At 48.3% G+C, this 20449-nt stretch carries 22 protein-coding genes and 1 pseudogene; 14 read left to right on the forward strand and 9 right to left on the reverse strand.

What is annotated here, in order from left to right; translation table 11 throughout:
• Positions 1-11 precede the first annotated feature (11 nt).
• Positions 12-692: a deoxyribose-phosphate aldolase gene (deoC, locus tag J2S00_RS11845; protein WP_307339863.1), complete on the forward strand. Its 681-nt coding sequence runs from the start codon at positions 12-14 to the stop codon at positions 690-692.
• A 106-nt stretch (positions 693-798) separates the two neighbouring features.
• Here the strand turns inward: deoC and J2S00_RS11850 are convergent, their stop codons facing one another.
• Positions 799-1731, reverse strand: a complete 933-nt coding sequence (locus J2S00_RS11850) for a Na/Pi cotransporter family protein (RefSeq protein ID WP_307339867.1) — start codon at positions 1729-1731, stop codon at positions 799-801.
• Between the two features lie 215 nt (positions 1732-1946).
• Between J2S00_RS11850 and tatA (J2S00_RS11855) the strand changes: the two genes are divergently transcribed.
• The gene (tatA, locus tag J2S00_RS11855; protein ID WP_307339870.1) at positions 1947-2150 is read left to right on the forward strand and encodes a twin-arginine translocase TatA/TatE family subunit; all 204 of its coding nucleotides are present in this window, start codon (positions 1947-1949) and stop codon (positions 2148-2150) included.
• A gap of 86 nt (positions 2151-2236) precedes the next feature.
• On the opposite strand, the gene tatC is transcribed toward tatA (J2S00_RS11855), so the two are convergent.
• The 7 genes and pseudogenes from tatC to fdhD all read right to left on the reverse strand — a co-directional run bounded on the left by tatC (position 2237) and on the right by fdhD (position 9687).
• Positions 2237-3007 carry a twin-arginine translocase subunit TatC gene (tatC, locus tag J2S00_RS11860; RefSeq protein WP_307339872.1) on the reverse strand — a complete coding sequence of 257 codons (771 nt, stop codon included), beginning with the start codon at positions 3005-3007 and terminating at the stop codon, positions 2237-2239.
• 30 nt (positions 3008-3037) lie between these two features.
• Entirely contained in the window at positions 3038-3904 is an 867-nt protein-coding gene (locus J2S00_RS11865) for a formate dehydrogenase accessory protein FdhE (RefSeq protein ID WP_307339874.1), read from the reverse strand.
• A gap of 30 nt (positions 3905-3934) precedes the next feature.
• Positions 3935-4873, reverse strand: coding sequence for an NrfD/PsrC family molybdoenzyme membrane anchor subunit (nrfD, locus tag J2S00_RS11870; protein ID WP_307339877.1), 939 nt, complete (start codon positions 4871-4873; stop codon positions 3935-3937).
• Positions 4874-4890: 17 nt separating this feature from the next.
• Entirely contained in the window at positions 4891-5700 is an 810-nt protein-coding gene (locus J2S00_RS11875) for a 4Fe-4S dicluster domain-containing protein (protein ID WP_307339879.1), read from the reverse strand.
• Positions 5701-8256: pseudogene (fdnG, locus tag J2S00_RS11880) on the reverse strand (formate dehydrogenase-N subunit alpha); the annotation flags it as partial.
• A gap of 12 nt (positions 8257-8268) precedes the next feature.
• A complete protein-coding gene (locus tag J2S00_RS20080) occupies positions 8269-8838 on the reverse strand; it encodes a twin-arginine translocation signal domain-containing protein (protein WP_503128585.1) in 570 nt (189 codons plus the stop codon).
• Between the two features lie 90 nt (positions 8839-8928).
• Entirely contained in the window at positions 8929-9687 is a 759-nt protein-coding gene (fdhD, locus tag J2S00_RS11885; protein ID WP_307339885.1) for a formate dehydrogenase accessory sulfurtransferase FdhD, read from the reverse strand.
• 171 nt (positions 9688-9858) lie between these two features.
• Between fdhD and J2S00_RS11890 the strand changes: the two genes are divergently transcribed.
• Positions 9859-10416 carry a hypothetical protein gene (locus J2S00_RS11890; protein WP_307339887.1) on the forward strand — a complete coding sequence of 186 codons (558 nt, stop codon included), beginning with the start codon at positions 9859-9861 and terminating at the stop codon, positions 10414-10416.
• 57 nt (positions 10417-10473) lie between these two features.
• Here the strand turns inward: J2S00_RS11890 and tatA (J2S00_RS11895) are convergent, their stop codons facing one another.
• On the reverse strand, positions 10474-10653 hold the full coding sequence (gene tatA, locus J2S00_RS11895; RefSeq protein WP_307339890.1) for a twin-arginine translocase TatA/TatE family subunit: 180 nt from the start codon (positions 10651-10653) through the stop codon (positions 10474-10476).
• A 138-nt stretch (positions 10654-10791) separates the two neighbouring features.
• Here tatA (J2S00_RS11895) and J2S00_RS11900 point away from each other — a divergent pair, with 138 nt between their 5' ends.
• The 11 genes from J2S00_RS11900 to ybeY all read left to right on the forward strand — a co-directional run bounded on the left by J2S00_RS11900 (position 10792) and on the right by ybeY (position 20449).
• Entirely contained in the window at positions 10792-11115 is a 324-nt protein-coding gene (locus tag J2S00_RS11900; protein WP_307339893.1) for a histidine triad nucleotide-binding protein, read from the forward strand.
• Positions 11116-11267: 152 nt separating this feature from the next.
• The gene (gene rpsU, locus J2S00_RS11905) at positions 11268-11444 is read left to right on the forward strand and encodes a 30S ribosomal protein S21 (protein WP_370875871.1); all 177 of its coding nucleotides are present in this window, start codon (positions 11268-11270) and stop codon (positions 11442-11444) included.
• Between the two features lie 12 nt (positions 11445-11456).
• Positions 11457-11903, forward strand: a complete 447-nt coding sequence (locus tag J2S00_RS11910; RefSeq protein ID WP_307339898.1) for a GatB/YqeY domain-containing protein — start codon at positions 11457-11459, stop codon at positions 11901-11903.
• A 149-nt stretch (positions 11904-12052) separates the two neighbouring features.
• Entirely contained in the window at positions 12053-13408 is a 1356-nt protein-coding gene (locus J2S00_RS11915) for an NfeD family protein (protein ID WP_307339902.1), read from the forward strand.
• Positions 13409-13501: 93 nt separating this feature from the next.
• Entirely contained in the window at positions 13502-14506 is a 1005-nt protein-coding gene (floA, locus tag J2S00_RS11920) for a flotillin-like protein FloA (protein WP_307339904.1), read from the forward strand.
• A gap of 80 nt (positions 14507-14586) precedes the next feature.
• Positions 14587-15159 (forward strand): YqfB family membrane protein, encoded by a 573-nt coding sequence (locus tag J2S00_RS11925; protein WP_307339907.1) that lies wholly within the window; start codon positions 14587-14589, stop codon positions 15157-15159.
• Between the two features lie 136 nt (positions 15160-15295).
• Positions 15296-15586 (forward strand): sporulation protein YqfC, encoded by a 291-nt coding sequence (yqfC, locus tag J2S00_RS11930; RefSeq protein ID WP_307339910.1) that lies wholly within the window; start codon positions 15296-15298, stop codon positions 15584-15586.
• A 21-nt stretch (positions 15587-15607) separates the two neighbouring features.
• On the forward strand, positions 15608-16804 hold the full coding sequence (gene yqfD / locus J2S00_RS11935; RefSeq protein ID WP_307339913.1) for a sporulation protein YqfD: 1197 nt from the start codon (positions 15608-15610) through the stop codon (positions 16802-16804).
• A gap of 4 nt (positions 16805-16808) precedes the next feature.
• Positions 16809-17771 carry a PhoH family protein gene (locus J2S00_RS11940; RefSeq protein ID WP_307339916.1) on the forward strand — a complete coding sequence of 321 codons (963 nt, stop codon included), beginning with the start codon at positions 16809-16811 and terminating at the stop codon, positions 17769-17771.
• Between the two features lie 30 nt (positions 17772-17801).
• Positions 17802-19991 (forward strand): HD family phosphohydrolase, encoded by a 2190-nt coding sequence (locus J2S00_RS11945; protein WP_307339919.1) that lies wholly within the window; start codon positions 17802-17804, stop codon positions 19989-19991.
• Positions 19988-20449: an rRNA maturation RNase YbeY gene (gene ybeY, locus J2S00_RS11950; RefSeq protein ID WP_307339923.1), complete on the forward strand. Its 462-nt coding sequence runs from the start codon at positions 19988-19990 to the stop codon at positions 20447-20449. Before J2S00_RS11945 ends, ybeY begins: the two co-directional genes overlap by 4 nt.

Raw genomic sequence — 20449 nt, forward strand, 5'->3', positions numbered from 1 at the left:
GGAGGAAGCGTATGCAAGCAAATCAGTTGGCTGCTTATATTGACCATACCTTGTTAAAGCCAGAAGCCACCCAGGAGCAGATTGACAAGCTGTGTGAAGAAGCCCGCCAATACCAATTTGCTTCCGTCTGTGTCAATCCCACCTGGGTCAAAAGATGTGCTGAACAGTTGAAAGGCACCAATGTCAAAGTGTGTACCGTGATCGGATTTCCCCTGGGTGCCAATACCTCAGTCATCAAAGCGGCCGAAACGGCACAAGCCATTGCCGATGGGGCTCAGGAAGTGGATATGGTGCTCAATATCGGTGCCTTAAAGTCCGGCCAGCATAATGTGGTGGAACAAGATATTAAAGCCGTGGTAGAGGCAGCCCAAGGCAAGGCCCTGGTCAAAGTGATTATTGAAACAGCTCTATTAACAGATGAGGAAAAAATCATCGCTTGTCAGCTCAGCCAACGGGCCGGTGCCGACTTTGTTAAAACGTCAACCGGATTTGCCGGAGGGGGCGCCACAGTGGAAGATGTGCAGCTGATGAAAAAGACAGTAGGAGAAACCCTTGAAGTGAAAGCTTCCGGCGGGATCAGGGACTATGAGAAGGCAGTGGCTATGATTGAAGCGGGCGCCACCCGCCTTGGAGCCAGTGCCGGGGTTGCTATTGTTAGCGGTGCTAAAGCAGACAGTAGCGGCCAGTATTAGCAGTAGCTAAGATGATACAGAATAAAACGGTTCATACCCTGTTTGGATCAGGGATGAACCGTTTTTATATAAGATAATTTTTGAGAGTCATATCGCTTTCGATGTATTATTCCTTTTGTGTCACTAAAAACACCAAGCGTTCAAAAACAGTGACAAAAGGCAAGGCCAAAAGGGAGCACAACACGTTAAAAAGGGTTTGGGCGTGAGCCACTTGGAGCATGGGATTGTCGGTCAATGACTCTACGATAGCGGCCAGCATGGGAATGAGGGGAATAAACAGGAGTACGCCCAGGACATTAAGCAGAACGTGGGCCACGGCAACCTGACGGCCAGCCAGATTGGTGGCCATGCTTCCCAAGAGGGCTGTGACGCAGGTGCCAATGTTGCTGCCCAGCACGATGGCAATGGCCAGCGGCAGGGAGATCAGTTGTTCATAGATCAAATTCATGGTAATGGCCGTTGTGGCTGTACTGCTTTGAATCACAGCGGTGAGCAGCATGCCGGCCACAATACCGCTTAAAGCCCCTTCCTGTCCCCACCGGTATACCCTCTCCATCCACCCCGCGCCCTCTAAAAACGAAGCGATACTTTGCATCGTTTCCATCCCTAAAAAAAGCAATCCAAAGCCTCCGATCACCATGCCTGCAGCGCGCAGGGCCGGCCAGGAACACAAAAAGAGAATAGAACCAACAATAAAAAAATAAACTCCGAGTTCGCTTACATTGATGGCTAACAGCTCTGTTGTTACCACTGTGCCAATATTGGCACCGAGGATTACGCCGATGGTTTGCCGAAAGGTCATCAGGCGGGCATGGGTTAAGCCAATCACCAACAGTAAGACGGCACTTGAGCTTTGCAAAATGGCTGTGGACACTGTTCCGGTCAAAAGTCCAGTCAGCGGGGTGCGGGTTAGCATGGCGAGGAGATGTTTGGCTCGTTCCAAAAATAAATGCTCAAAACCAATGCGCATCACTTGCATGCCAAATAAAAAAATAGCCAGTCCAGCGGCCAGTGGTATGACCAGATCTTTCATCACCATCCCGGTTGTCCCCCCTCTGTACATGCATATGAAGAGGGAGGAATAAGCATGACTGGCTTGATAATATAATTTGGCTGGTGATTACATGTGAGAACTGCTACTGTTTTGATGAGCATGATTAGACTCACAGAACATAATCATAGTAATAAAACGGAACGTTAGCAGATTTATTGTGTGATGTAGAGTATTTATGGAGGTGAAGGGGGCTCACGGACATGCTGTCCAATATCGGTTTTCCAGAGTTACTGATTATTTTGGTGATTGCTTTGATCGTGTTTGGCCCGCACAAACTGCCTGAACTGGGGCGGGCGGCAGGGAAAACGATTCGTGAATTTAAAACCACGGTAAACGGTATGCTGGAGCAGGAAGCACCAACAAAATCGAAGCAAGAAACCGAGGAGACAAAGGAAAGGGGTTAGGACAAAGGTCACTAACCCTCTTTTTTCATGACTATCTCTTTTTCATTATAGGGGTTTTTTCTTTGCTTTGCGTGTCCATTCAATTGCTAAATTTGCTCCGCCATCATCCGGCTTTCCCTCTGTTTCTGCACCCTGTTATAAATAAACTGAGACAGAGAAACGCTGAGCTCAAACAGAATAAACAGCGGAATTAAGACAAGAATCTGTGAGATGAAATCAGGCGGCGTCATGACCGCCGACAGAACAGCCATGATAAAATACGACACTTTTCTGGCCTTCTTGAGCATCTGGGGATTAATCAGCCCTAAGCGTGTTAAGAAAATGACCAGCACAGGGAGCTGAAACAAGAGAGTGACCGGCATGACAATACGAAACAGAAAGGCAAAATACTCCTGAATACCGTACATCTCTTGAGCGCCCATTGCTTCCGTAATGGTTCCCATAAAATGCAGAACAAAGGGGAACAGCAGGCAGTAGCTGAACATCAATCCAGCCACCAAGAGCAGCGCAGCCAGTGGAATCAGGTAATAGACCGCACGCCTTTCAGCAGGGGTGAGGCCCGGCCGGACAAAGGCATATATTTGATACATCGTAAAGGGAATGGTCATGATCAAGCTGAGTACAAAGGACACTTGGACGTACACACGGAAAGCATCGGTGATTTTAAAGACGTTCCAGGGCACATGCTGGGCCACAGGATCGTTTTTTATCAATTCGACGACCTTCATGGAGAAGAAGAAGCCGCAAAACAAAGCGATGACAAAAGCGATCAATACGGCAATGATGCGTCTGCGCAACTCCATTAAATGATCCAGCGTTGACATCGAAATATCCTCAGTTTGTTTGACCGGTGCCATTGGTCTACGACCTTCCTTCTGTGATGCGAGTTAATGTACGAGCAGTTTGTCACCTGCTCCCAGATGAAACCCTTTTTCCTGGGCCAGATAGTCAAGGGATGTGGTAAGAAAATCGTCAAAGAGCAGTACCGGAATCGAAGAGCGTTCGATTTTGTTAACCCCTTTGACATAACCGTGACAACGCTCACACACGTCCAGCTGATAGTGCCCGGTTTCTTCTTGGAAAAACCAGCTGTGAAGCTGTTCGTGATCCCTGTTCTCACAGTAGGGGCAGCCGATACGCCAGTATTTCCAATCGGCGGCGCACGAGAGGCAACGGAAATGGCGGATCCGCTCGTCCCCTCTAAACTCGGCCAGTCCGTGCCGGTCACCGCAGACAGGACAGTAGGGCCGCATCCATTTTTCGTCATCAAACAGGCCACTGTTTAATATGTGTTCACTGTAGCGGTTTAAGGTGGGCAGCAAACTGTAACGCAGCACAATAATCAGAACATCCAGGGGCAGTTGATAGGCAGCAGCAAAACGGGCCACTTCTTCCTCGTTTCCTTCTAAGAAGGCACACAACAAATTTTCGATGTCCTGTCCCGTCAGGTGCATGGCGGCCCGTTTAAACTGGTTTTTAGCTTTTCCCAGTCCGGACCATCTGCATAATGCTGTGAACAAACGCTGTGCGGAAGTAGAATCGATGGTGTCTTCCCATCCGTTCAGAAAAGGGACACCTTGGGATAGCTTCTCGTTCATTTCATCCTCTGGAACAGAAGAAGAGGAGAGGGGTGGAGGCGCATAGGCCTCCAGTGTCTCAACCAGTTCCAGGTGAACTTTCATCAGCGGTTTATAGTGCTTGTTTTTGTCCACGGTGCGTTGCCACAGCTTTCTAACCGCTTCAACTTGAGTCATGGAATCACCTCTCTTAATCAAAATACTGCTTTACCAGAATGACTGGGGTCCCATGATAACAACGTAACGGAGTAATAGTCCCCCCAGGATAATCAGGAAACTGGAAAGAATGAGGTTGGTCCTGGCTCCTATCAGTCCCGGTTTCAATTTCAAGATCAGGGGGAGCAGGTGGCCTAAAACAACGGTTCCTGCCCATAACAGCCAGCCATAATGACCGCTGTTCACTGTGTGGGACCACTCACCCAAACCAAATACAAACAGGGCGATGGCAGCCAGGTTAATTACCAGGACAGAAATCACAACCCGGTTTAATCCCTCGATAAGTGACTCATACTCCCGCCGTTTGAAAAACAGCAGTGTCAGAATGATAACTGAGGTCCCGACGGCCACGGCAGAGACAATCCACAACATGGGAATGAAGGGTGTGGCATTCCAGGACGGCACATGGGTGGTGGTGACCAGGATGCCCAGGTAAGATGCAAACCAGGCGGCCAAGGCAGCACCGACCGTCAGATAAATTTTGGACACTGGTCCTCTCTCATGCAGATAACGGGCCAGGGAACCCAGGCGCTGGAACCATCCCCAGCGGATCAGACCATCTTTGTTGACGGCGTATATAAAGGCGATGACGGCAAACAGGCTGAAAGTGGTTAATACCCAGGCGCCGACAGACATGGGAGAGTTGGTGTTCAACATCAACACACCGTCTCTGGAATTCCATAAGACATTGGTGAAGCGGGTCTTGATTTGCAGTTTCCCAATTAGAAACAGGCCGCAAAAAGGCATGAGCAGGCAAGTGATGTAATACGCCTTGTGCAAACCGTCCTTGATAAACTTTCCCCCGTAAGCTTGCAAGAGGGCGGCAATAAGAAACGCACCCGCGGCTATGCCGTTCACAAACAGGTAAGCAATCACCTGCCAGGGGAAGTGGGGGCTTTTCAGTTGAGTAAGTTCATAGATATAGGGCATTAGCTTCACCCTCTCTTTTACTGTTTCACATCGGAGGTCTCTTTGTGATGTTTGTGTTGGCCCCGGGAGCGGAAGGATAAGAGAGAGACCAGTCCGATGCCGATAAAGCTCAGAATACTGCTCCAGTAGCCGCTGAGCATATTATTCTGGGGAAGCTGGGGGTTAGAGGGCAGTCCGTATTTTTCCGGCTTATCCAGCAAGAGGTAGAATACATTTAAGCCCCCCAGAATATCGGAATCGCCGTAGATTTTGGCCCTAGATTCACCGTTGGCTTGCAACATCTTTTCCCTTTCTTTGGCTTTGGCCATCAGTTCATCTACGTTACCAAATTCAATGCAATCGGTAGGACAGGCCTGGGCGCAGGCAGGTTGCTGGCCCACTTGCAGCCTGTCGTAGCACAAAGTGCATTTTTCAGCAGTACCGGTAAACAAGCCGATGTCAATCACCCCGAACGGACAGCCGGAGACACAGTATTTACAGCCGATGCAGGTGTTGGGATCGATGTACACCGTATCATATTCTGTACGGATGATAGCATTGGTTGGACAGACTTCCATACAGCCGGCGTGTTGACAATGTTTACAGGAATCACTAAGGAACAGCCAGCGTGATTGGGAGCGGTCTTCCGAGAAGTCCTCAATAAATTTAACGTGGCGCCAGTTTTCTCCGTTTAGCTCCTTGGTATTATCATAGCTGAGACCGGAGAAACCATAGTCGGGGTTCATGGGCAGTTCGTTCCATTCTTTACAGGCCGTCTCACAGGCCTTGCAGCCGATACAGATGCTGGTGTCGATAAACATCCCTTTTCTTGCTTCCAGATCAGCCATTTACACCACCCCCTCTTTGAGTCGCCCTTTTCTGACGTTACAGGTAAAAGCTTTGGAGGAATGGATGGTCACATTGGGGTCAGCGACAATTGCCGTCAATTCGTTAGGCACAGAGCCAGTCACGATGCCCGAGTATCCCCAGTGGATGGGCATGCCCACCTGGTGGATGATCCGGTCACCGATCTTTAATGGGCGCATCCGCCGGGTTACCAGCGCACGGGCCTCCACTTTGCCACGCTTGGTCTCAATGGTTACATAGTCCTTGTTCTGAATGCCCAACTCCTGTGCCAGTTCCGGACTGATTTCCAGAAACAACTCAGGCATCAGCTCCGCCAGCCAGGGCAGCCAACGGGTCATGGCCCCGCTGAGATGATGCTCTGTAACGCGGTAAGTCGTAATAATGTAGGGGAAATCGCTGTTATTTAAGCCATGCAACTCATTTTTCGGCAAGTCCGGGAAGTACAACGCCGCAGGGTTGGTCGGATGTTTAGGATACAACAGGTTCTCTACCGGTGAATCCGGCGGTTCATAGTGTGTGGGCAATGGTCCATCAACTAGTGGACCAAAGAGCTGGATCACACCGTCGGGCAACATGATAAACGGGTCAGCCCCGCTGTGAGCATCCAGACCGATACCATCATCTTGAGCTGGTGTGTCCGGAGCTTTGGCTGCTGCAAAATCAGGGACATCATATCCGGTCCACTTGTCTTCCCTGGCATCCCACCAGACATATTTCTTCCGTTCAGACCAAGGCTTTCCGTCAGGATCAGCAGAAGCCCTGTTGTAGAGCACGCGGCGGTTGGCCGGCCAGGCGAATCCCCAGCCCAGAGATACATAATTATCTCCATCACGGCTGGCAGCGAGATTGGTTTTAGGATCAGGCATGACGCCTGAGTAGATCCAGTTGCCGCAGGCAGTTGAGCCATCATCCTGCAATTGGGCGAATCCCTGCACATGCTCTCCTGTAACCGTGTGATATCCATTAATCTCTTTGAAAATCTTATGCTCATTGGGTTCATGAATCTTAAACCGGCCGTCCGGTTCAGGTTCATAATCCCAGGTCAGGTTTTTGATGGCCCAGTCTTTTTCGTCTGTGCTGTCTTTGTTCAGCTCTTTAAGCCGTTTACCCAATTCGTAGGTAAACCACAGATCGGAACGGCAGTCACCCGGGGGGTCAACTGCTTTTTCTTTCTTCTGAATCAAGCGGCTGGTGTTGGTGAAGCTTCCCTCGGTCTCGGCAAAAACAGCTGAAGGCAGATAAAACACTTCTGTTTTAATGTCTTCAGGCTTGACCTCTCCGTCTGTAACTTCAGGTGCATCATACCAGAAAGTGGCTGTTTCAATCAGGAACGGGTCCCGGACAACCAGCCAGTCCAGATTGGCCAAGGCCTTGCGGTGGAAACGGGCATTCTGTCCACCAACAGCCGGGTTTTGGCCAGCGACGATCATCCCTTTAACAATCCCTTTGTAAGCGTCTTCAAACATCCGGTAATGAGAGTGATTACCCAGTGTTTTGGGCAGAGAGTTGTATCCGTAATCATTGTCTGGAGTTGCCGCATCGCCGAACCATGCCTTGAGCAGGCTGATCATATATTTGGGATAATTAACCCACCATCCCGTAGAACGCGTCTCTGCTTTGAGGTAATCTTCAAGCGTATCATGATTTTTCAAAGCAGAAGGGGCGGCCAGATACCCAGGCAACATATGATACAAGGTTGGGTTATCAGTGGCACCTTGCACATTGGCATGACCCCGGAGAGCCAGAATACCGCCGCCAGGACGCCCCAAACTGCCTAACAGGGCGTTGAGGATCGCCCCGGCTCTGATGCATTGTACACCGTACGTGTGCTGGGTCCAGCCCATGGCATAGCAGAAAGCGCTTGTTTTATCTGGATTTGCTGTGCTGGCCAGAATTTCAGCTACTTCAATAAATTTCTCTATAGGGGTGCCGCAGATTGATTCCACCATCTCAGGTGTATATCTGGCAAAATGTTTTTTAATAATCTGAAAGACACAACGCGGATGGGTCAGGGTCTCATCCCGTTTGGGTTTGCCTGCCAGTTTTTCAAAAGCAATCTTTTCGGTCAGCGTTCCAGGTTCACGATCCGGCCTAACCGGCTCTTCCCGCTCATATTGCCAGGAAGAAGGATCATAGGTCCCTGTGTGGGGATCAAAACCGGAAAAAACGCCGTCCAAATCTTCTGTGTCAGCATATTCTTCTTTAATGATAAAGGAGGCATTGGTGTAGTTGAGCACATACTCTTTGAAATACTTTTCATTCTCAATCAGGTAGTTAATTAAGCCGCCTAGAAAGGCAATATCTGTTCCGGAGCGCATGGGCACGTAATGGGTAGCCATGGCCGAAGTCCGTGTGAAACGGGGGTCGACATGAATCACTTTGGCCCCCTTGTCTCTGGCCCGCAGCACATAGCGGAAGCCAACCGGATGGTTCTCGGCGAAGTTGGAGCCCATAATCATGATGCAGTCACTCTCAGCCATCTCTCTTGTCGTTGTCGTGGCCCCGCCACGACCATATGTTGTACCCAGACCGGGTACTGTCGAGCTGTGTCATATACGGGCATGGTTTTCTATATTAACGACGCCTAAGGCGCGCATTAATTTGAGGTGGATGTAATTCCACTCATTTTCGAGAGTGGAACCGCCCAATGAGGCCAAGGCAGGGTTGACATTGACCTTCTTACCGTCTTGCTTGTGAATGAAATGCGCATCACGGTCCTTCTTGATGCGTTGGGCAATTTGTTCCATGGCCCACTCCAGCGGTTTTTCTTCCCATTCCGTGCCGTATGGTGCCCGGTACAACACTTTTGTTTGGCGCTTTTCATTAACCGCCAATTGTAAATTGGCTGCCCCCTTGGGACACAGTGAGCCCAGATTGATGGGGCTGTCCGGATTGCCCTCAATATGGACGATTTTACCCTCGGATTCGGTAATGATCGTACCACACCCGATAGCGCAGTAAGGACAAACACTGGGCACTTGCCGGCCTTGTTTGGCATGAAGCTTAATTTTGGTAACCTGAGCCTTGACCGGCTTCAGGTTAATGCCACCGACAGAAGCCAGAGTCAGGCCGATGGCGGTGGCGCCGGTTCGCTTCAGGAAGTCCCGGCGTGTAATCATAAGTATCACTCCCCCTTACCAGTCGTTTGTATTAAAATAAGGTTTAAGGAACAAAACATCAGTAAAAGCAGGCTGTGTCAGTTTGGACCCTCAAGGGGCACGTTGGGCGGCAGAAGTATCTTTCCATATATACTGACCTTTGGTATACACAACCGCAGATTGGCCCCGGCAGTAGCCAATGAGATCGATTGAGATCTCCATCCCCAGCGCCACAGCCAGGTTGGTGGCCGCTGTTCTTGAAGCGGCAATACCAATGCCGAATTTGGCTACTTTGGCACACATCTCAAAGGAGATACGTCCGGTAGTCAGCATGATCAATTCAGGTCCTGGCAACCCTTTCTTCAATGCTGCCCCTATGGCCTTATCCACGGCGTTGTGGCGGCCGATATCTTCCCGGACGATAAGCTCCCCGTCAGGTTGGATAATGGCAGCGGCATGCATGCCGCCTGTTTTCAGATAGAGGGGGGTCTGTTTAGCGAATGCTTTCATTTTCTCCCTTATATAGGACAAGGGAACAGTGATATTTGACTTTATCTTTTTAAACTGCCCCACTTCTTTAAGGGAACGGAAGGTGACTCCCCGCCCGCATCCGGCAGTCAAAATGCGCCTCCGTTTCAAAAATTGCTCCATATCAAACCGCTCTGATTCCACTTCAGTAAAAATATTACCCCGGTATGGATCAAACCGGATTTCTTTAATCTCTTCAACAGAGTCAATTATCCCCTCAGCAAATAAATAGCCTGTTGCCCAATCCTGAAGGTCCACCTCAGTCAGCTGTATGGTTAGGAGCTCTTTGCCATTCAGGTAAAGGGTAACAGGATATTCCTCTGGACAGCTTTTATACAGCATTCAACCTCCCCCTTAAGGTTTTTGTGCTCTGCTCCTCATCTAGGTCTGCTTCAATTTAAATATTTTTAATTTTAGATATATTCGCGGATTGCAAATAATATCATCTTAAAAAGTACATTTTCTCAGAAAAAATAATTTTAATAGAAAAATATAGAAAAAGAGGTGAACAATTTGATCGAAGCGAAAGGGCGCAAAATTCCTTCCAGACTGGAAAGGTGCCTGTTATGGATTGAGATGTATGGAAACAGTGTAGCCTTCTATATTCTGTTGGTCATCATCGTAACAGGCGTATGGCAGCTGTTGCCGATTCCGGGACCAGCTTTTATACCAAACGGCAGTTTAGTTGGTTATGTGACCCTCCTCTTGATCGGGATTTCTGCCCTGCATGGTTTTTTGTGGTGGGTGTTGACCCGGGATTATATCAAACTGCCTGACAAGGTCAAATTAAGTCTTTCTTTGTCCATCCGGCTGGTCAAGCCCCTGCACATGATCACAGGCATGCTGGGCTTAGGAATGGGCATGGTGCATGGATTTGTTTACCTGGCTGCCGGCTTTAGTTGGAATTTCTCCATTATAACGGGTCTTGTAGGATTGGCAGCTCTTGTGCTGTTGACCCTGGACGGTATCGGTTTAATGGTCAGCCAGTTCTTAAGCCGTAAAGCACACCGCTGGATTGCCTTTGTTTTTCTTGTTTCGGTCGCTGCACATTTGCTGGTTGTTCTGTTCTAATCGTCTGTTCGGCGGTTTGCATACAAAAGGTAAACAGTAGCCCAAGCAGTATTCGGGCTACTGTTTGTCATGATTGGAATCCATGACTTCTTTGGTCGAATTGCGAAACTCTTTTAAGGTTTGACCGATGGCTTTACCAAGTTCAGGCAACTTACTTGGGCCGAATAACAGAAGCAGAATAACAATGATGAGAATCAAACCTGGAATACCGATGTTATAAATGCTTCCCAAGGACATTCCCCTCCACTTTACAGATACTAATATATATGTTCTGAGTAAAAAATTATAAGCATCAATTTCACTGTCCCCAAAACAAGTTTCGCAAAATGGCCGGTATCATGCTATAATTATAAAAAAAGGTTAGGAGTGGGAACGATGAGCGAGACGATTTTCAGTAAAATCATCCGCCGTGAAGCACCAGCCAAGATTGTGCATGAAGATGAGCTGACGATGGCTTTTTATGACATCAACCCCAAAGCGCCCATACATATTCTGATTGTTCCGAAAAAGCCAATCCCTACTTTGGCTGATGTGACGGAAGAAGATCTGCCTTTAATCAGCCACATTCACAAGGTGGCGCAAACTCTAGCTAAGGCCAATGAATGTGAGGGCTGGCGTCTGGTCGTTAATGTTGGCGAAAAGGGCGGGCAGGAAGTGTTCCATCTTCATTATCACTTGCTGGGCTGGCCAAAAGCATAACAATACCGCTGGAATGATTGACCTTCTTCGGGAGGTATACTATAATAATGTGTGACCTATCAGGACTTCTTCTTTCCTTTTAGCGTATGTATAAAGTACTAAAAGGCATGTGAGATTGAAGTCCTCCTACCGTGCTGCGGAGGGAGGGAAAGATGTTGACTCAGGTACGCGTCCGCAAAAACGAATCCATTGACGATGCATTGCGTCGGTTCAGACGTACATGCTCTAAAGCTGGCGTGATTTCCGAAGTGCGTAAGCGTGAGTTTTATGAAAAACCAAGCGTCAAGCGCAAAAAGAAATCCGAAGCGGCTCGCAAACGTAAATTCTAGGGGGTTTTTTGCATGTCCTTAGCTGAACAATTAAATAGCGATATGAAGCAAGCGATGAAAAATAAGGAAAAGACCAGGTTATCGGTGATCCGCATGGTTAAAGCTGCGCTAAAAAATGAAGAGATTAAACTAGGGAGAGCTTTAACCGATGAGGATGTGTTAACCGTTCTCTCCCGTGAGATGAAACAGCGCAAAGAATCCCTCCAAGAGTTTGAAAAAGCGGGACGCGATGATTTGGTTGAAACATTAAAAGAAGAAATCTCTGTTTTGGAGACGTACCTGCCTGAGCAAATGTCAGAAGATGAACTGCGACAGCTTGTCTCTGATACGATTACTGAAGTCGGCGCCGTCTCTAAAGCAGATATGGGTAAAGTCATGGGTGCCATTATGCCTAAAGTGAAAGGCAAGGCAGATGGTGCACTGGTTAACCGTTTGGTTCAGGAAGCTTTATCCCGGTAATCGTCTATTGTTTCCCTCAAATCTCCATTACGGAGTTTATATTAAAATTTAAAGCGTCTTACTTTCATAAGTAAGGCGCTTTTATTACGCCCTGATTTTGGTATAATAAAATAAGCGGTTAATAATGGAAAGCAGGGAGAATTGACATGATGGTTAAGGGTCGGAATATACGGTATCCTGCAGGTGCCTGGGTGACATTGTTTATGATTCTATGTACATTTGCTCCCCTTGTATTTGTTCCCATGCAGGTACTGGCTCAAGATGACGGTCTGGTCTATGTGGTGGAAGTGAGCGATGTGGTGGAGAAGGGCTTGTTGGCCTATATGGAGCGGGCCTTCAGGGAAGCAGAGGAAGCGGGTGCTGACCATATCATCTTGCAGCTACATACACCGGGTGGAGAGGTAGATGCAGCTGAAGAGATTGGTAATCTGATTCAGTTTTCTTCCATACCTGTTACTGCTTTCATTAACACGAATGCAACATCAGCAGGGGCATTTATCGCGCTTAACGCAGATCAGATTGTGATGGCACCAACAGGAACCATGGGCTCGGCCCAAGTGGTTCATCTGGAAGGGCAAGCTGCCGATGAAAAAGCTCAGTCCCATTGGAAAAGCCGCATGGCAGGAGCAGCCACAGCTGGTGGACGGGATCCCATCTATGCCATCGCCATGGTGGACCCCAGTGTAGAAATAGAAGGCCTGGTCACAGATGAACAACTGTTAAACTTCACTGCTGACCAAGCATTGGAACATGGCTATGCGGAAGGCATTGCAAACAATTTACAAGAAGTATTGCAATTTATAGAGCTTGAAAATGCCACGGTGGTGGAAGTGGAAATCACCTGGGCCGAACGATTGGCCCGCTTTATCACGCATCCGATTGTGGCTTCCATTCTCTTGTCAGTGGCCAGTCTGGGTCTGATTTTGGAACTCTACAGCCCTGGGTTCGGCGTTCCCGGGATTTTAGGCATTTCAGCCTTGCTGTTGTTTTTCTTCGGCCATCTGGTAGCGGGGTTTGCCGGTATGGAAGCAGTGCTGTTGTTTATAGCCGGATTAATTTTAATTATCATTGAATTATTTATGCCGGGATTTGGTATATTTGGTATACTGGGTATTGTGGCCGTGGGGGCCAGCTTAACCCTGGCCAGTGAAAATGTGATCATTGGCCTGCAAAATATTGGTATTGCTCTGTTATTAACCATCATAGTGGCTGCTGTTTTAAGTCGTTATTTGCACATCAAAGGCGTGTGGTCACGTCTGGTGTTGCAAGAGGGCTTATCCACAGAGGAAGGTCGGGCTGTTTTTGAGCAAAAGTCTGCCCTAGTGGGAAAAACGGGTATTGCTTTAACCAAACTGCGTCCATCAGGAGCGGTAAGAATCGATGGCCAGCGCTATGATGTTGTCAGCGATGGCACCGTCATTGAACAGGGGGCTAAAGTGGAAGTGATTAAGGTTGAAGGGCCCAGAATTGTGGTCAGGGAGCTGGATAATGAGGATGGTGTCTAAGGTCATTGTCTCAGGCTCAGCCGGGATAATCAATCATGGTAATAAGGGAGTTTCCCTTAGCATTATACACATTAACATGTAAGGAGGATGACCATGGAAGCAGAAGCGATTATGCTCATACTGATTATCGCCTTGGCGATTATTGCCTTTTCCGTCTTTTTCACCTTTGTGCCTGTGATGCTCTGGATTTCCGCCTTAGCTGCAGGTGTGCGCGTACCCATCTTTACCTTGGTGGGGATGCGTTTTCGCCGGGTTATTCCTGCCCGTGTCATCAACCCGTTAGTTAAAGCACGCAAAGCCGGGCTGGATTTAAGCATTAACCAACTGGAAAGCCACTACTTAGCCGGGGGGAATGTAGACCGCGTGGTTAACGCATTGATTGCGGCTCATCGGGCCAACATTGATCTGAGCTTTGAACGTTGTGCCGCCATTGACCTTGCTGGCCGTGACGTTTTGGAAGCGGTGCAAATGAGCGTTAACCCTAAAGTGATTGAAACCCCATATATTGCCGGTGTGGCTATGGATGGGATCGAAGTGAAAGCGAAAGCCAGAATTACTGTCCGCGCCAACATCGACCGTCTGGTGGGTGGTGCCGGTGAAGATACGGTGATCGCCCGTGTTGGTGAAGGGATCGTCTCAACGATCGGTTCGTCTGAGTTGCATAAAGAAGTGCTGGAAAACCCGGACAAAATTTCAACCACAGTGCTGGAGAAAGGGTTGGATGCCGGGACTGCCTTTGAAATACTGTCTATCGACATTGCTGATGTGGATATCGGCAAAAACATTGGTGCCGAGCTGCAAACAGACCAAGCTGAAGCTGACAAGAAAATTGCTCAGGCCAAAGCGGAAGAGCGGCGCGCCATGGCGGTGGCCAAAGAGCAAGAGATGCGTGCCCGCGTAGAAGAAATGAGAGCCAAAGTAACAGAAGCGGAGGCCGAAGTGCCCTTGGCCATGGCCGAAGCTTTGCGCAGCGGCAAGCTAGGTGTGATGGATTACTACAACCTGCAAAACATTATGGCTGATACCGATATGCGTCAATCGATCGGTCGTGTCACCGAACAAGATGATGACACAGACAAAACTGGCCGGGAAAAATAAGGGAGCTAGTTCATCAACCGTTCGAAACAGGTAGAAAAAAACTGGATAAGTAGAACGGGAGTTAACTGGAGGAATGTCCAGTGGATTTCATCGAGTTTATTATGGGTAATTTTATGTTCTTCCTTATTTTGCTGTGGATCTTGTCCAGCTTGTTTGGACGCCGGGAGCGGGGTAGGAATGAACAGCCGCGCCCTGTGCGCCGCCCACCACAGCAAGAGACCACCTGGGATAGGGAAGAGACCTGGGAGCATGATCGCCCTTGGGAAAAGGTGGATGAATCCCAAGGACAGCGGGGGAAAGAACCATGGACAGGGCAGTGGGAAGAACAGCCTGACTTGACGACAATAGAGAGTGAGCAAAGTGAAACTTATCGCGAGCAGCACCGCTTAAGTGAAAATCAGCGCCGGGCCAAGGAACTGGACCTGTCTGATGCCAAAGTGGCTGCCAATGAAATTGGCAGCATGGCAGAGGGCCTAGCGGGCCTCAAACCTGAACAGCGCATCAGTCAAGAAGCCAGGGATTGGCTGGACTTTAAACGCATGACAGATAAAAGTGTGGTCAAAGGCTATATCTGGTCTGAAATCTTTGGCAAGCCCAGAGCAAAGCAGCCGCATGCTTTGTATGCCCGGTACCGGCAGCTGCCGCGCCGTTGACAAAGGCGTAAAACATATGACAAATGGGGTTGTCCCACAGGGTGAATCACCACTCAGGGGGCGGCCCCATTTTCTTTTTGGAGTCATACTCTCTTTCCTGTGTTGCATAACATCAATAAGAGGGGAGGAAGAGCGGATGCGAAAGCTTCATCAGAAGTTGAAGCGCTGGGCAGCTGGTGTACTCGACATACCCCAAGATGTCATTCTGGATATGCCTCGCATCACCATGATCGGCCCATTGCAAATGTACGTGGAAAATCATCAGGGAGTATTATTGTTTAATCACAATGAGCTGAGACTTCTGTTGAGCAATAAAGGACAATTGCTTGTCCGTGGAGAAAAACTGGTAATCCGCCAAATTTTACCTGAGGAAATATTGCTGGAGGGGCATATTCGACATGTGCAATATCTGGAGCCAGGTCAGTAATACTCGGGAGGAGGGCCTATAATGGTCAACAATGAAGAGATGGTCTATTGGTGGCAAGGATATGTGCTGATCATCATCAAGGGAAAACGCCTGGAGCGCTTGATCAACCGTATGATGTACCAGCGTTTGTCTGCCTGGGATCTTGTCCGCCTGTCAGAAGAAGAGGCGCAAGTATGCATTACAGTACCTGATTTTTTCCGGTTGCGCACGCTTTTAAAAGAGACAGGCTGTCGCATCCGCATCGTCAAAAAAGCAGGCTTGCCCTTTATGCTGAAAAGGATGCGCCCCCAGGCAGGGTTATATGCGGGTGCTGTCCTTTTTTTGGCCATGCTGTATCTATTTTCTTCCATGATCTGGTCGGTGGAAATCGAAGGCGTCAGTGTGCCTGAACAAGAAGCTCAGCTAAGGGCGACCTTAGCCGATTTAGGCGTTAAGCCCTGGAATTTTAAGTTTAGGGTGGCCGAGCCCAGTGAGATTAAGCGGCAGGTCATGGAACGGCTGGATCATGTGACCTGGGTGGGATTTGGGTATAAGGGAACGACCGCCTATCTTAAAGTAGTGGAAAAAACATTGCCTGAGGTATCCGAAAAGGTTTATCCACGTGACTTAGTGGCCAAGAAGAAGGCGGTGATTCATGACCTGTTTGTGGAGTCAGGCACCCCCAAGGTCAAACCAAATCAATACGTAAGGCCAGGTGACCTGCTTGTTTCCGGAAAAATTGGCCGTGAAGATCAACCGCAACAGACGGCAGCCAAGGGGAAAGTGTGGGGAGAAGTATGGTATGTGAGTGAGATCAGGGTCCCTTTAAAGCAGCAGAAAGCTGTCTTGACCGGGGAACAGCAAGGCCGTTATTATCTGCATGTTGGGCCGTACAAGCTTAAAGTGTGGGGATTTGGGAAGATTCCGTTTGATGATTATGTGATCAGGGATCAAACATATTCGTTTTCTATTGGTGCCTATACTCTGCCGGTGGCTTGGACCATTGAAGAGGTACACGCGGCGCGGCAAACTGAGTTGACCCTTGAAAAAAAGGAAGCGACAGAGTTGGGAATTAAACTGGCCCGGGACAAAATGGCTGCCAAGCTCCCGGAGGATGCTCAGATCGTGGAAGAAAACATTTTGAAAAAGAGCCTTGATAGTGGTAAAGTGTATATTAAGATACATTATAGTGTGATTGAGGAAATCTCAATGGCAAAATACACCAGTCAAGGAGAATGAGGCTTTGCAAAACCAACTGGAACAGTACATTTTACCTATTGTGACATCTGAAGAGGAACAAATTTTATTTGGACCACAAGACCGTTTTATTCACAACATAGAAGATGCGTTCCAGACCCAGGTGCTTGTTCGTAACGGGCAAGTGACACTAACGGGACAGAGTGACAATGTTCAGGCAGCCGTCTCCATGCTTGAAGAGCTCTTAAAATTGATTCGTAAAGGATACACGCTGACTGACAGGGATATTTTATATGCTATTCAATTAGCCCAAGAGGGACTCATTGATCAGCTCAGCGAGTTGTTTGAGGAAGAAATCACCAAAACCTATAAAGGAAAACCCATCCGGGTCAAAACATTGGGGCAGAGACATTACGTCTCAGCCATTCACAAACATGATATTGTCTTCGGGATTGGCCCCGCTGGAACAGGAAAAACCTATTTGGCCGTTGTCTTGGCCACCCACTATTTGAAGAAGGGGCTGGTTAAGCGCATCGTGCTGACCAGACCTGCCGTGGAAGCTGGAGAAAACTTGGGTTTTCTGCCCGGGGACCTGCAGGAGAAGGTGGACCCCTATCTTCGGCCGCTGTACGATGCCCTTCATGATGTGCTGGGTGTGGAACAAGTGCTCAGATATCTGGAAAGGGGAACGATTGAGATCGCCCCGTTAGCCTATATGCGTGGCAGAACCCTTGATGATTCATTTGTCATCTTGGATGAAGCCCAAAATACCACGCCTGAACAAATGAAAATGTTTTTAACCCGGCTTGGTTTTGGATCTAAAATGGTCATTACAGGCGACCGCACCCAAATTGACTTGCCAAAAGGAAAAAAATCTGGATTGATTGAAGCGGAAGGACTGCTGCGAGACGTTGATGGCTTATGTTTTATTTATCTTCAGCAGGCGGACGTCGTACGTCATCCTTTGGTTCAAAAGATTATCGAGGCCTATGATCGTCACGACCGCTGATGATTCGTCTGTGTTTAAGGAGATGTTTCTATGAAAAAGCGTGTAACTGCTGACAAAGATGGCTCGCGCTGGAACCGCTTCTGGAATAAATGGAAAGACCATGGACTAGTGCGAACTGTTTTGTATGTGCTCTTAGGGATCACTTTATTCTTACTCATGATTGGCAACATCGCGCCTGATTTTGTGGAGGTACAGGTGGGATCCCGGGCCGAGCAGGATATTATTTCGCCAGTGACGATTGTGGATGAAGAGGCCACGGAGCGGGCCAGGGAGCGTGCTGCCCGGGATGTTCAGCCTGTTTACGTGATGGATCCGTCTATCACCGAGAACCAGGTGGCCAATTTGGAACGGGCATTTGATGTGATTAAGGAAACATTAAGCAATGATCAATTGTCCCGTGAGGAAAAGCGAAACCAGCTGCAAGAAAGGATCCCTTATGAGTTCAGTGACGAGGCTTATGACATTTTCCTAAATCATTCCGTGGATGAACTGGAAACGTTAATGCAATTTACCCGCAGTATCGTTTATGAAATTATGTATGCCGGGGTGAAGAGTGACACGCTGCCAGCCGCGTTGCAAGAAGTGAACAACTCCTTAATTCTATCCAGCTTGGACAGTGACTTGCGCAAAGTCTCTCAAGAGATGGCCAAAGCCAGCATTGTGCCTAACTTTGTCCTAGACCCTGAGGAAACAGAACGGTTACGCCAGGAAGCACGGGAGCAGGTGCGCCCCATTGAGATTCGCGAAGGCGAGATTATTGTGGCCGAAGGTGACATTGTCACCCATGAGATACACCGTAAGCTGGGGAAAGTGGGGCTGTTAAGTGAATCGGCCAACCTGTATCCTTATCTCGGTCTTGCTTTGTTTATTGGGCTTATTTTAGCTTTTATCGGCTGTTACATTTATTTTAGCGATTTGCCCATCCGCAAAGATAACACGCAGTTTTTGATGTTTATTGTCATTTTTGTTCTTAATGTGATTTTCCTCAAGGTGGTCAGTATTGGGCAAGTATTGGAATATCATGGCATTGGTTTTCTGGCACCAGTGGCCTTTGCTACCATGTCCATGACCATGCTGATTCATCAGCGCATCGCCCTGTTTAGTAGTTTTCTGTTTGGTTTGATTGCCGCTATTATTTTAAACGGGGAAACCACCAGGTACATGGACTTTACCTACGGTCTCGTGGCCATGTTTAGCGGTGCAGCCGGCGCATTTTTCCTGGGAAATGCCACTCGCAAGACAAGCATCTTGCAAGGCGGCTTTGTCGTCTCGGTGGTGACCGCCTGTGCTGTGGTCACCATGATCATGCTGACTCAGTCTCCGTTCGGCTGGTTGGATTTGGCCCAGTACGTTGCCTACGGTCTGATTAGCGGTATTGTGGCATCTGTATTGACCATTGGCATGATGCCGTTCTTTGAAGCTTCTTTCGGCATTTTGTCACCCATGAAATTAATTGAATTGTCCAATCCCAATCAGCCTTTGTTGCGCAAAATTTTATTGGAGGCGCCAGGAACGTATCACCACAGTGTGATGGTGGCCAATCTGGCTGAAGCAGCAGCGGAGGCGGTTGGGGCTAATGGCCTGTTAGCCAGAGTCGGTGCCTACTATCACGATCTGGGTAAAACCAAGCGCCCCCACTTTTTTATAGAGAATCAGCTCAACATGGATAATCCCCATGACAAAATCGCACCTCAACTGAGTGCTACCATTATTACAGCCCATACGCGGGATGGGGCACAGATGCTAAGGGAGCACAAGTTTCCTAAGGCGATATGTGATATAGCTGAACAGCATCATGGGACGACGTTGCTAAAGTATTTTTACCATAAAGCCAAAGAAGAGACGGATAGTCAAGTAAATGAAAGTGATTTTAGGTATGACGGCCCCAAAGCACAGTTTAAGGAATCGGCCATTGTGGGCATTGCCGACAGTGTGGAAGCTGCTGTGCGCTCATTGTCTAAACCGTCTCCTGAGCGAATTGAAAATATTGTCAGACAGATCATTAAGGACCGGCTCGAAGACGGCCAGTTTAATGAATGTGACTTGACTTTAAAGGAATTGGATACCATTGCCAGAGTGATTTGTGAAACATTAAAAGGGATTTTTCACTCCCGCATTGAATACCCGGATGAGGTGGATAAAGTTATTAAGAAAACACACCATAAAGGAAAAGGCGACAAACAAGTTTCAAAACTGCCAAAGGTGGAAAATCAATCATGATTGATGTACAGGTACAGGATCAACATCATTTGCTTGAGGATCAGCATCTCAGTCTGTTGGAGGGGTTGGTGCAAACTGCTGCTCTAGCCCTGAACCTGGGAGATGGTGAAGTTTCGGTCACTTTTGTGACAGATGAGGAAATCAGGGAATTGAACCGTGAGTACCGGGACAAAGATCGGCCCACCGATGTGCTTTCCTTTCCCATGTATGAAAAAGAGGAATGGCCCCGCCTGTTTGAGGATGACGAATACTTAATATTGGGTGATATTATCATTTCCGTGCCCCGTGCCAAGGAACAGGCTGAAGAGCTGGGGCACTCATTTGAACGGGAACTGGGTTTTCTTCTTGTTCACGGTTTATTACATCTGGTCGGTTATGACCATGACAATGACCAACATGCAGAGCGTATGTTCCAGCTTCAAGAAGAAATTTTAAACGCACACCACTTGTTCAGGTGA

The sequence above is a fragment of the Caldalkalibacillus uzonensis genome, assembly GCF_030814135.1.
Taxonomy (GTDB): Bacteria; Bacillota; Bacilli; order Caldalkalibacillales; family Caldalkalibacillaceae; genus Caldalkalibacillus; species Caldalkalibacillus uzonensis.